The sequence below is a fragment of the Paenibacillus sp. J22P51 genome, from assembly GCF_059692215.1.
In genome coordinates, this window is sequence record NZ_JCAUAZ010000007.1 from 117,044 (window position 1) to 129,185 (window position 12,142).

At 46.7% G+C, this 12,142-nt stretch carries 12 protein-coding genes; 8 read left to right on the forward strand and 4 right to left on the reverse strand.

Annotated features, from left to right (window positions below; genetic code table 11):
• Nucleotides 1-18: 18 nt before the first annotated feature.
• From AC58QC_RS16730 to AC58QC_RS16765, 8 genes are all read left to right on the forward strand, one after another.
• Nucleotides 19-699 carry a hypothetical protein gene (locus tag AC58QC_RS16730; protein WP_497416261.1) on the forward strand — a complete coding sequence of 227 codons (681 nt, stop codon included), beginning with the start codon at nucleotides 19-21 and terminating at the stop codon, nucleotides 697-699.
• 282 nt (nucleotides 700-981) lie between these two features.
• Nucleotides 982-1,872: an ATP-binding protein gene (locus tag AC58QC_RS16735; protein ID WP_497416436.1), complete on the forward strand. Its 891-nt coding sequence runs from the start codon at nucleotides 982-984 to the stop codon at nucleotides 1,870-1,872.
• Nucleotides 1,873-1,900: 28 nt separating this feature from the next.
• Nucleotides 1,901-3,805, forward strand: a complete 1,905-nt coding sequence (locus AC58QC_RS16740) for a nitric oxide reductase activation protein NorD (RefSeq protein WP_497416262.1) — start codon at nucleotides 1,901-1,903, stop codon at nucleotides 3,803-3,805.
• Between the two features lie 336 nt (nucleotides 3,806-4,141).
• The gene (purT, locus tag AC58QC_RS16745; RefSeq protein WP_497416263.1) at nucleotides 4,142-5,320 is read left to right on the forward strand and encodes a formate-dependent phosphoribosylglycinamide formyltransferase; all 1,179 of its coding nucleotides are present in this window, start codon (nucleotides 4,142-4,144) and stop codon (nucleotides 5,318-5,320) included.
• Nucleotides 5,321-5,378: 58 nt separating this feature from the next.
• Entirely contained in the window at nucleotides 5,379-5,852 is a 474-nt protein-coding gene (locus AC58QC_RS16750) for an acyl-CoA thioesterase (protein ID WP_497416264.1), read from the forward strand.
• A gap of 190 nt (nucleotides 5,853-6,042) precedes the next feature.
• A complete protein-coding gene (locus AC58QC_RS16755) occupies nucleotides 6,043-6,873 on the forward strand; it encodes a VanW family protein (protein WP_497416265.1) in 831 nt (276 codons plus the stop codon).
• On the forward strand, nucleotides 6,870-7,655 hold the full coding sequence (locus tag AC58QC_RS16760) for a DUF817 domain-containing protein (protein ID WP_497416266.1): 786 nt from the start codon (nucleotides 6,870-6,872) through the stop codon (nucleotides 7,653-7,655). Before AC58QC_RS16755 ends, AC58QC_RS16760 begins: the two co-directional genes overlap by 4 nt.
• A gap of 34 nt (nucleotides 7,656-7,689) precedes the next feature.
• Complete coding sequence (locus tag AC58QC_RS16765) at nucleotides 7,690-8,187, forward strand: DUF5946 family protein (protein ID WP_497416267.1); 498 nt, start codon at nucleotides 7,690-7,692, stop codon at nucleotides 8,185-8,187.
• Between the two features lie 78 nt (nucleotides 8,188-8,265).
• Here AC58QC_RS16765 and AC58QC_RS16770 read toward each other — a convergent pair whose 3' ends face one another.
• From AC58QC_RS16770 to cysT, 4 genes are read right to left on the reverse strand one after another with little or no spacing between them, the layout of a single operon-like run.
• The gene (locus tag AC58QC_RS16770) at nucleotides 8,266-9,372 is read right to left on the reverse strand and encodes a sulfate ABC transporter substrate-binding protein (RefSeq protein WP_497416268.1); all 1,107 of its coding nucleotides are present in this window, start codon (nucleotides 9,370-9,372) and stop codon (nucleotides 8,266-8,268) included.
• A gap of 42 nt (nucleotides 9,373-9,414) precedes the next feature.
• Nucleotides 9,415-10,500, reverse strand: a complete 1,086-nt coding sequence (locus AC58QC_RS16775; protein ID WP_497416269.1) for an ABC transporter ATP-binding protein — start codon at nucleotides 10,498-10,500, stop codon at nucleotides 9,415-9,417.
• Nucleotides 10,490-11,320 carry a sulfate ABC transporter permease gene (locus AC58QC_RS16780; protein ID WP_497416270.1) on the reverse strand — a complete coding sequence of 277 codons (831 nt, stop codon included), beginning with the start codon at nucleotides 11,318-11,320 and terminating at the stop codon, nucleotides 10,490-10,492. The genes AC58QC_RS16775 and AC58QC_RS16780 overlap by 11 nt, the downstream gene beginning before the upstream one ends.
• Nucleotides 11,317-12,123, reverse strand: a complete 807-nt coding sequence (gene cysT / locus AC58QC_RS16785; RefSeq protein WP_497416271.1) for a sulfate ABC transporter permease subunit CysT — start codon at nucleotides 12,121-12,123, stop codon at nucleotides 11,317-11,319. The genes AC58QC_RS16780 and cysT overlap by 4 nt, the downstream gene beginning before the upstream one ends.
• Between the last annotated feature and the right edge of the window lie 19 nt (nucleotides 12,124-12,142).

The following is a 12,142-nucleotide window of genomic DNA, read 5'->3' on the forward strand; positions in this document are numbered from 1 at the left end:
GATATAGGGGGAATGACGATGAAAGCTGTGAAAATGTCAGTCATCATGACGGCTGCATTCGTCGGCTTGACAGGGTGTTCAGCCACACATACTAACCAACTAGAAAAAGCATCGCTTTCCATTCAGAGTGTTGGTTTATCCGATTCGAATGGTGTTAAATTGGAAAATGTTACGCAAGGCGACGCTGTTATTGCGACTCAGGTTGAACAATCAATGAGTGGACAAAAACAAGTTGATGGTGAGCTTCTACATCGGAATACGTACCTCTCCATGAACCGTGAAGTGGCAGATCAGTTGATGCAGGAGGCACATCTTGGCGGGGTATCCGTTGCATTGACGGATACGAATATCTACGTTGCTGTAGATATGGGTGAGCTCCAAGATAAGGGTACGAATGATCGTGCAAAGCATTTAAGTAAGTATAATGATCCAGCGACGGAAGCGGGTTTATTCGGTTCAGGCGTTGGCGCTCAGATGGATTGGGTGACCGCTAAACCCTTATCTACACAGAGTATCAACACCATTCGGCATGTGCTTACGCGCATTTATCCGGATTCGGAAATTTTTATTTCGTCGAATACGCTCTTCGTAAATCGGATGATGTACTATGACATGCAGCAGCGAAAAAATAAACGCATGGATACGTATTTGCATGAGTTTAACACCATGGTGCAATATACGTTTAATAGCCGCAAATGAGTAATAAGTACAAGGTTCGCGCCTACTGCAGCTCTAGAATATGTGAGTATGTGTACAAAGAAGATGTGATGGTTGCCATTAATTATGAAACTGCTTATAGCTTGGCCCAACTTTACAACGAATTTCCTACTAAACCGAGCTGCCCTTCCTGCGGAGAACCCATGGCTTTCTACGCCCATTCGGTCATTGAGGAGCCATGGTTAACGTGAGAGGCTTGACAATTCGCGCATTCCTGATAATAGTTAGAGAATAATGCAATCAGGAAGGATCACCAACGCGATGATGACAGATTTATTCCAAATAGATGCTTTACCCATAGAAGTTCGTACAAGCTTGGATAAGCACAGGCAAAAGGTACATACAGCTGAAGACCGCAAGTTGATTGGCGTCGCTGCGTATGAAGCACCCACAAAGGAGCTTCTCACGGATGCGATCCTTTCACTTTTTCTAGGCAAAAATGTGCTGCTGAAGGGGCCAACAGGCTCTGGCAAGACGAAGCTGGCTGAGCATGTTTCGGCCGTCTTTAACCAACCCATGCACAGTGTCAATTGTTCCACGGATTTGGATGCGGAGGCGCTACTCGGATTTAAAACATTAACACACGATGAGCAGGGACGTAGTCAGATCGTGTTCATCCCGGGTCCCATTATGAAGGCCATGACCAAAGGGCACTTGCTCTATATTGACGAGATCAACATGGCTAAGCCAGAAACACTCCCATTAATTAATGGGGTGCTGGATCACCGCAGATCAATTACAAACCCTTTTACGGGAGAAGTCATTACGGCTCATCCGAATTTTAGAGTCGTAGCAGCGATAAATGAGGGTTATATAGGTACAGTACCGTTAAATGAAGCGCTAAAAAATCGGTTTATCACGATAGATGTTCCGTATTTGCAGGGTGAATTATTGTTTCAGCTGCTAAAAAGTCGTTCCGTATTGCGTGATGAAAAGCTGATGCGCACATTTGTTCAGCTTTCCGCTGATTTGCTTTCCCTCATTGAGATGGGGCAGCTGCCTGATGAAGCGGGATCTATTAGAGCCTTGTTAGATGCTTGTGATTTGGCGGCTTATATCCCTCCTATGCGTGCAGTTACGCGTGCGATTGCTGATAAGTTAGAGGACGAAAGGGAACGTGCAGCTGTAATGAATACGGCCGAAACGTTACTGTGAAGCAATGTTTGTAGGAAGCCTTAGCCGATTGGATGATAAAATCGACGCCATGCTGCACATGCAGCTGGTGGATTTGGCTCGTTTATTTACGAAGCGTGGCAAGCTTGAAGTAGAAGCTGCGTTTCACGCGCATTATGATGAAGCCGACACGCATATGACGGTGAGTCAGTTCTGGTGGGATTATCCGTTACTCGACAAAACCGCTGGAATGAAAAGCGATGTGTACCTACGCTGTCTTGGCAGTGCTTGGTTTACAGGCAGCGAAGCCGTGAATGCTTATCTTCAATACAGTTCGAATTCGAAGTTCCCCAAGCTGGCAAATAGCTTATTCGCGCTTTGTGAAGATATGCGCTTGGAACGTATTTGTCGTAGTCAACGCCCGGGAACAGGAGCAGTGTTTGCACATCGGCATCGCATCTTGGGTGGATATTTTCAGCATAAGCTCCGAACGCATCTAAGCAAAGGTGAGTTGGCGGATGCTGTGTTGTTGTTGGTGTATGGCTGGTTTACTGGAAAGTCGTGGCAGAGTGAGCCGTTTACTTCTGCGCTCGGGACTGAGTTATCTGGCTGTTTGGTTAGGCTCTATGAGCTGCTTGAGCAGGTGGAGGAAGCGAAGCATACGGCTGAGGTTGCGCGTTTATGTGAACGAATGATCAACGCGTTGTCCCAATGGTTGGTTCGTGATGCTGTATCTACGTATTTCTGGACGCAGCAGGGAAGCGGCATCGCAGCTCCTCTGCCTGCGGATTATAAAGGCGAGCTGAAGCGCGCGAAGCGGCTCGCCAATGATGATGTGCTCCCCGAGCAAGAGGGGGAGCGTCAATTGCCTGGCCAAGAGCGGCTGCCGACTTGGCATCGCGAGAGCAGCGACCGCAGCCCGGGGCTGCTGCGGTTCGAGCTGGAGCGCGGCTCGCGCACAGCCGCGCAGGGCTCTGCGCCCCGTGAGGGCGATGCCGCCGACCAGGCGCTCGCCATCACCCAGGGGCGCTCGCAGCGCGCCCAGCGCACCGGCGCCGCCGCTGAGCGGCGCCAAGGGGCTTCCGTGCCCGCGGCTGCGGGGCACGGGGAGGGCGAGGTCGCCGCGTATGCGACGGCGACCTGGCTCTTGCCTGAACGTCCTACTGCTGCGCAGGAGGACGCGTTCAGGCGCCTGAGCGAGCGCGCAGCGCCGCTCGCGAAGCCCTTGCAGCGTGCGATACGGCGCACGCTGGAGCAGAAGCGGATCGCCCCGCGCGGCGATCGCCTGTTCGGGCGGCTCGACAAGCGGCTAACGCGAGCCGTCACGCAAGAGCTGCCGCGCATCTTCTATAAGAAGCGCGCACCGGTACCCCAGCTCGACGCAGCTTTCGCGCTGCTTGTCGACTGCTCAGCGTCCATGTATGACAAAATGGACGAAACCAAGCTCGGTCTCGTGCTATTTCACGAGACCCTCCGAGATCTGCGAATCCCACACGAAATCGTGGGATTCTGGGAAGACGCAGACCGCGTCACAGAACAGGAGGCACCGAACCTGTTCCAGGTTGCGGTGGACTTCGGCTCCTGCCTCGCGGCCTCGAGCGGAGCGGCTCTGATGCAATTGGAGCCGCAGCAAGACAATCGCGATGGCTTCGCAATTCGCGAGATGACGAAACGGCTGCTGCGGCGCACAGAGCGGCAGCGCATCCTCCTCGTGTTCTCGGATGGGGAGCCTTCGGCAGCCAACTACAATGATGTCGGCATCCTTGATACGCATGAAGCCGTCCTGCAAGCAAGACGCATAGGCATTGAGGTGATCAGTGTTTTTCTGGCAAATGGCACTGTACACGAAACACAGCGGAATGCTATGCGTAATATGTATGGGCGAAGCAGTATTGTTGTACCGAATGTCGAAGAGCTGCATGAACAGCTTGTGCCGATTCTACGCAAGCTCTTGCTGAAATCGATTCTTACTTGATCTTTACACTCGCTGTCAGTATACTCCAGTTATTTTAAAGGATTATTCGGTTTTCCACGAAATCTTTGAAAGTAACTGGAGAATTTATTTCTATTTCCATTTATATTCTCATAGCCACACTGTGCCACATTCAACGTGTTGCCTAGCGTAACTTTCAGCGCTCAATCTGAAGTTCTCATCTATCTTTTACCCTTAAAATCCAGTACAATAGATCAGGGTCATTCTAGGCAAATTTCGCCAAACTCCGACAACAGAATCGGATGAATTACATACGCAGCAAAGCAATCAATCATAGCGGTGAACTCATGATCATTCATTTAGGGGGCTTATAATCTCATGTACGGAGCACCATTATCAAACAAAGCCAAAAAAATTATGCTGCTAGGCTCAGGTGAGCTTGGCAAAGAAGTTATCATTGAAGCACAGCGACTTGGTATTGAGACGATTGCCGTTGATCGTTATGCGAACGCACCTGCCATGCAGGTTGCTCATCGCAGTCACGTTATATCTATGCTGGATGGGGAGCAGTTGCGTGCTATAATCGAACAAGAACGCCCTGATCTCATCGTGCCCGAAATTGAAGCGATCGCAACTTCTGTTCTTGTCGAGCTTGAGAAAGAAGGTTACCGTGTTATTCCAACGGCGACGGCATCTCGTTTGACGATGGACAGAGAAGGCATTCGTCGACTGGCTTCCGAAACTTTAGGTTTGCGCACAGCCCAATATGAATTTGCTAACAGTTTAGAAGAATTGCACGCTGCTGTGGCGAAAATCGGTACACCATGTGTGATTAAGCCGATCATGAGCTCCTCCGGTAAAGGGCAAAGTGTCTGCCGCACACCTGAGGGTGTAGAGGCGTCGTGGAACATGGCGATGGAAGGCGGACGTGCTAAGAACGCTCGTGTCATCGTCGAAGAATTCATCCATTTTGATTCGGAAATTACGTTGCTGACCGTTCGTTCGGTCTCAGGTACAACCTACTGTGAGCCAATCGGTCACATACAAAAAGACGGCGATTACATCGAATCCTGGCAGCCACATCAAATGTCTGAGCAGCAAATTATCGACGCACAGCATATGGCCAAAACGATTACAGATGCACTTGGTGGTTATGGACTCTATGGTGTTGAATTATTTTTAACGGCAAATGGCGTTTATTTCAGCGAAGTTTCACCGCGTCCACATGACACGGGAATGGTTACAATGGCTACTCAGGATCTTAGTGAGTTTGCACTACATGCGAGAGCGATCCTTGGATTCCCGATTACGGGCGTTCGCTTGTTAACACCTGGTGCGAGCTACACACTTAAAGCAGATCGCGAGCAAGTTGAATATACAATTAGCGGTATTGAAGAGGCATTATCCGTACCGAACACGCAAGTCCGGGTATTTGGCAAGCCAGAAACCAAAGTAGGCCGCCGCATGGCAGTAGCCCTTAGTTCTGGAGAAACGGTGGAAGAAGCGCGCAGCCTAGCGAAAGAAGCGGCTAGTAAGCTAACTTTGAATTACAACTAAACTGAATGACTGCAGTACCATGTACCACGTCTGAGGTCATCATCCGGAGGCAATCACTATGGAAGCTAAAGCAGCAAGACTGTCTCGAACTGTGTTGACAGAAATTATTTTGCCGGCGGACACGAACTACCATAACACTGTGTTTGGCGGTCGTGTTATGCAATATATAGATAAAGTTGCAACCATTGCATCGATGCGTCATTGTCGTAAAAGTGTTGTAACAGCATCGAGTGACAGCTTGGATTTCTTCGCTCCGGTCAAGCTTGGTGAGGCGATTCAATTAGAAGCCTTTGTGACATGGACGCATCGCAGTTCGATGGAGGTTTATGTAAAAATTGAGTCGGAGAACCTATTAACCGGCGAAAAGAAACACACAGCCACCTCGTTCCTCACTTTTGTAGCCTTAGATGATAATGGACAACCTTGTCCTGTTCCAGGTATCATTGCCGAAACGGAAGAAGAGAAAAAGCTGTTCGAATCAGCGGAAGCGCGTTTCACAGCGCGAAAGCTTCGCAAGGAAACGCGTTTATAAAGCCTCAGCCAGACTAATATAGTAAGCAGTTCCCTTAGTGGAGCTGCTTTTTTTAATTTGGAAAAGGAAGGAATAACTGGTTAGCTATTGAATAATAGTTGGGGATACAACTTTTTCTGTAGTTTTGCAGTCAAAAGAAAGAGAGGATTCCATGCCTCCATTTTATTTTCGCAGACAAGGATGAAAATCAATGAAACTAATAGATGTTAAACAACGAATAGGCAAACGATTTCCTTTCTTATATGGGCTTCGCGTCAAGCAGCTAATGTTAAAAAGAAGTATCATCAATCTAAATCCCACAATCAAATTTGCTTACAGTAGATATTCTCAGCAGCTTCCGTATACGGCGAAGAAGCACAAATCAATACTGCGGCGGGTGCTCGGAAATACGGATCCTATTTTACAAGAAAATAAGATTGTGAATTTGAAAATCGCTCTAAAGCATGTGGATGGGATTGTGATACATCCTGGAGAAACATTTTCCTTTTGGAAGCTAATCGGTGTGACTAGCAAAGAAAAGGGCTATATCGAGGGACTCATGCTTTCGCATGGCGAAGTTCGTGTAGGTACTGGAGGAGGTTTGTGTCAGTTAGCGAATATGCTCTATTGGCTCGCTTTACATACGCCGCTAGCGATAAAAGAAAGACACCATCACAGCTTCGATCTATTCCCAGATGACCGCAGAGTGATCCCATTTGGTACAGGAACGAGTGTTTTTTATAATTACGTAGATTTGCAATTTTATAATCCAACCACGAATTGGTTTCAATTTCATTTGGAGGTCACGGAAGGGTTTTTAGAAGGCTCGATAAGCTGCGATACGGAATTGCCTTATGATTATAGAGTGAAAGAGAAAAATCATTCGTTTTACCAACGAGCAAACAAGTGGTACAGAGGCAATGAAATTTGGCGTCAAAAGATAAACAAACAAGATGATTCAATCGTCGATGAAGAACTGGTTAACGTGAATCATGCAGAGGTCAAGTATATGAAATCTAACGAAAATCAGGAGAACCAATGAAGAGAGATCATGTGAAGGATTTTCTCATTTTCGGGTGGAAACAAGCGCTTTGCTGTATATTTCCTGTAATCATCTTTTTGACTTTGGCTGTGTCCAAAGCAGTGCCGCTGCCATTCATGCATCGCTATGATTTCATTTTACTTGTGTGTATACTTGCGCAAATTGTGTTGGTATGGACGAAGCTTGAAAGTGTAGACGAGCTCAAGGTTATCACGGTTTTTCATATTATTGGACTTGGGCTCGAGTTGTATAAAGTGCACATGGGTTCGTGGTCCTATCCAGAGGAAGGCTTGACGAAAATAGCTGGAGTCCCGCTGTATAGCGGTTTTATGTATGCCAGTGTCTCAAGTTATGTGTGCCAGGCGTGGAAACGATTCAATTTGCATCTAATCCATTGGCCAAGAACTTCCGTTGCAATCCTGATGTCGTTAGGGATTTATGCCAATTTTTTTACCCATCATTTTATGTATGATTTCAGGTGGATTCTCATTGCCTTGATCGTGGTTCTGTTTTACAAATCGAATATTCGGTTCACGGTCACGACCAAGTCTTATCAAATGCACACGATCCTTTCCTTTATGTTAGTTGCTTTATTTATTTGGCTGGCTGAAAATATTTCTACCTTTCTTGGCGCTTGGCGCTATCCTGATCAAGAAATTTCTTGGCGGATTGTTCACTGGGGTAAAATTAGTTCCTGGTTTCTCTTGGTGATTATTACGATCATCATCGTGGGGGAATTGAAGCGGATCAAATATCCAGAGCAGGTTAAAGGCGGAGTATAAAACAAGGAAATAAGAAATTAGGAGGCAAGCAACCATGGCCAACGTTGACCTAATCACTTGCCCTGGCTGTCGATTGAAGCTTCCCAATCAACATCTACCAAGGATGGATCGCTTCCATGCCTCAGTTGAGTGTTGGGAGCTCTATGGGGAATTATCAGCATATAACATCGCTCGTAACGATCTCAATTTCACGCATCAGACGTGTGTGGACACCTATGGAGCGCAACATGCAGGGGGGCAATCGAAGCCGATAACGACGGTTTTTTCATTGGTAGGCCTATGTTTAGCTATCGAGTATGGGTTTACAGGTAGAAGAGTCCAACAGGCACATATGGCCTTATCGAAATGGCCGAAAACATGGACACCTGTTGAACCACCTCGACAAGGAAGCGAGCTCACGGTGCTTGATGTTCTAGGAGCGACTGAAGATAAGGAGAGGGACGCGATGATTCAGTTATGGGCGCGATCCGTTTGGGAAAGCTGGGAATCACAGCATAGTTGGATCCGAAGTATCTGCACGAAATTGAATTGAAACAGGAAAGAAATATCTCTCCGAGTAACAACGAAACCCCCAGAGCCTCAGGCTCTGGGGGTTCTTCTTAGAAATAGTTTACTTAGCTCCGCCTTCGGCAAGGATCGTTTCCCAAATTGCACCTTTCCCATACAGCTCCTTGTTCACTTTATCCCAACCACCCAAGTATTCGATGTTGAAGAGGCCAGCAGGTGTCGTATAGTTTTTCTCGTATTGCTTAGCGACTTCTGGCAGCACAGAGCGGAAGCCCTTGTCAGCAAATATCTTCTGAGCATCAGCAGAGAATAAATAGTCATAGAACGCTTGAACTGCTGCACGATTACCATGCTTATCTACATATTTATCAATAATAGCAACAGGATTCTCAATGGAAGTCGTGTATTGTGGAATCACTTCCACATATTTCTTGCCGGATTGAATACGAGCAACAAGCTCATTCTCGTAAGTGATGATAGCATCGCCTACACCTTTATCGAAGGTAGTGAGGGAATCAGCGCCGCTCTTATCGAGGACTTTAATGTTTTTGTAGATTTTAGCTACGAGATCTTTGGCTGCGGCAGGGTCTTGTTTGCCAGCTGCTTCGGAAATTTTGAGACCAGCACCATAGACAGCGTTAATGTCCCATTTAGCGCCACCGGATGTGCTCGGATTCGGGATGAGGACTTCAACGCCTGGCTTCGTCAGATCAGACCAATCCTTAATCCCTTTTGGATTCCCTTCACGTACACCAATAGCCGCAATGGAAGTTGTTACGAAGCCTTTGTATTTGTTATTTTTCCAATCATGCGTAATTAAGCCCTTTTCAACGATTTTTTGGATATCGCCTTCAAGAGAGAGAGGGGCAATATCGGCTTCGAAGCCCTGAATGATAGCTGTAGCTTGTGAGCCGGAAGCCACGTAGGATTCTTGGAATTCAACTGTTGTACCGGTTTTCTTTTTATAGTCTTCTTTAAATTTAGGTAGGATGACATCAAAAGATTCTTTCAAAATGGAGTAAGCACCGATGGTAATCGTAACTTTACCGCCTTCGGCTTTTGGTGTCGTAGTTGCAGCAGTTGTTGCTGCCGCGGTTGGCGCACTTGTACTAGCCGTTTTCGTCGTCGTACCAGATCCGCATGCTGTAAGGGCAATACTTGCTGTGAATAAGGCTGCAGTAACGAGACCAAGCGTTTTGAAATTTTTCATGGTTAACAACTCCCCTTCTTTTCTAAAGCTTATTTATAAAAATCATATGAAGACAGGCTGTGGATCTTGTTTCGCCTGATTATCAATCCAGGTTGTACCTGATTGGGTGAATACGGAGATTTGGTGAATGAGGATGTTGACTTCATCGCCAACTTTATATATGCGTTCTTTCACTGGCTGATAGGCGAAAAGCTTGAAATGACCGGTATCCATTTCTAGATACCAGGAATCCCCTCGAAAATGCACATGGGTTACCTTGCCTTTCTCACCAGCTGTAGCTAAATGACTGACGTTGTGGGGACGAACTTCGATATTCTCAGGTCGTATGAGCACATTCACATCTGGAAGCCATTTGCCATCGTGTTGAAGGTCTGCAAGTGTAGGGAATCCGACAAGTGGTGTGTAGGAGGGAAGTATGTTCGATTCTCCGATGAAGGACGCTGCGAATGAAGACGCAGGCTTCGTATAAATCTCCCAAGGGCTGCCTTGCTGTTCAATTTTCCCGCCTTGGACCAAAATGATCTCATCAGCAACCTCGATCGCTTCATCCTGATCATGGGTAACGAATAAAGTCGTTACTTTGAATTCATTGATGAGATTTCGCAGCCAAACGCGAAGCTCCTTACGGATTTTGGCATCGATCGCGGCAAATGGCTCATCAAGCAGAAGCAGCCGCGGTTCAGGTGCTAAAGCTCTTGCGAAAGCAACCCGTTGGCGTTGTCCGCCGGACAGCTGGTGCGGATATTTCCGCTCATGGCCCGCGAGTCCCATTAAGTTCAACAGATAAGCAACGCGATCCTGAATCTCAGCCTTTGACTTCTTAAGCACCTTCAACCCATAAGCGACGTTATCAAACACCGTCATATGCTTGAAGAGGGCATAGCTTTGAAATACGAAACCAATGCCTCTTTCTTGAACAGGGAGGTGTGTAGCTAGCTTGCCATCGAAATAGATGTCCCCGCCAGTAGGTGCTTCGAGTCCAGACAGCATCCGCAGAATGGAGGTTTTGCCACCACCGCTCGGTCCAATTAATCCGACAAGATGCCCTTCTGTTATTTTGAAATTCACATCTTTGATCGCATGAAATTCGCCGTAATGTTTATTTAGGTTGGTCACTTCAATGTGCATGTGGGGATCCTCCTCCATGGTTTCTTGTTGCTTCACTTCTTCGTTTCAACCACTCTAACGCTAATAAAATCGTGACAGATATGAGACCTAATACGAACGCTACGCTATTGGCAGCTACGAGCTGGAATTGTTCGGCGTCTTGATAGACGAGCGTCGTAGCTGTTTGGGTTTGATTAATGATGTTGCCAGAAACAACTAAGATAGATCCGAATTCACCGAGTGACCGAGCGATTGTCAAAATTAACCCATACACGACGCCCCAACGAATACTCGGCCATGTTACCTGAAAGAAAGTGCGCCAAGGTCCTGCGCCTAAAGTTGCGGACGCTTCTTCGGATTGTGTTCCGATCTCCTCGAGTAATGGAACTACCTCACGTACCATTAGAGGGAAAGTGATGAACATGGTCGCTATGACCATACCTGGAATCGCATAAACAATTTTCATGTTATGGTCTTCAAGGAACGTGCCTAGTGCCGTATTTGGACCGAAAATGAGGATAACCATTAAACCAACTATGATAGGAGATACGGCAAAAGGCAGATCAATCAAGGCGTTAATAATTGGCTTCAACCAACGTGATATCCAAGAGCCTCTCACAATTTCTAAGGAAATATATATTCCGATAATGGCGTTAAGCACAGTAACGATGGTGACGATGATTAATGATATTTTCATGGCATGTAGAGCTTCTGGTCGAACAAGTGCATCAAGGAAGGCATGAGGACCTTCTTCAAACGCTCCGAAAGTAATTCCCAAGAAAGGCAATATAATTAGTAGGAATATAACCAAAAAAGAAATACCGATCAATAATCTTCTCATGCTAGTCGCCCCTTTCCTCGAGTCCATAAATGGATAAACCATAAAATCAGGACGGAGAGTGTCAGGAGGACAAGTGAGATGGCAGCTGCACCTTCTGGATTGTAGTTCTGTGTTTCACCATATATATAGACCGAGGCCACCATCGTTTTACCAGGTAAGTTACCGGATATCAGGGAGATGGCACCAAATTCTGCGAGTGAGCGAGAGAAAGCTAGCATACTGCCTGCAATCGTGCCAGGTAAAAGTGCTGGAAGTACAATGCGGTAAAAGGTATAGAACCTATTTGCGCCAAGCGTAAAGCTTGCTTGTTCTTCAGCGGGATCGATCTGCTCCAGTAGGGGTTGAACGGTCCGAACGACGAATGGAAAGGTGACGAAGACGAGACCAATGACAATCGCAGTTTGATTATACAGAAGCTTAATGCCCACAGAATCAAGCCAAGATCCTAGTGGACTTTGTGGTCCTAATAGGGTGAGAAACATTAAGCCTGCGACGGAGGTAGGAAGTGAGAAAGGGAGATCCACCATGCTGTTTAGAATGCTCTGTCCACGAAACCGATATCGGACAAGGACGTATGCGATGATCGTTCCTACCACTGCTTGAATCACCGTAGCGATAATGCTTAACTTTACTGTTAACACAATCGACTTCCATGCTAAAGGTCCTGTGACTTCTTTCCAAAATGGCTCCCAGCCTAGCGAAAATCCTTTGAAGTAAATGGAGGCTATTGGGATAAGAAGAAACATAATTAAGTAGCCTATAAGCACGGATCGAACCGTCGCTTTAAAAACCTTGTTGCGCATGGAACACCACCTATTCTCA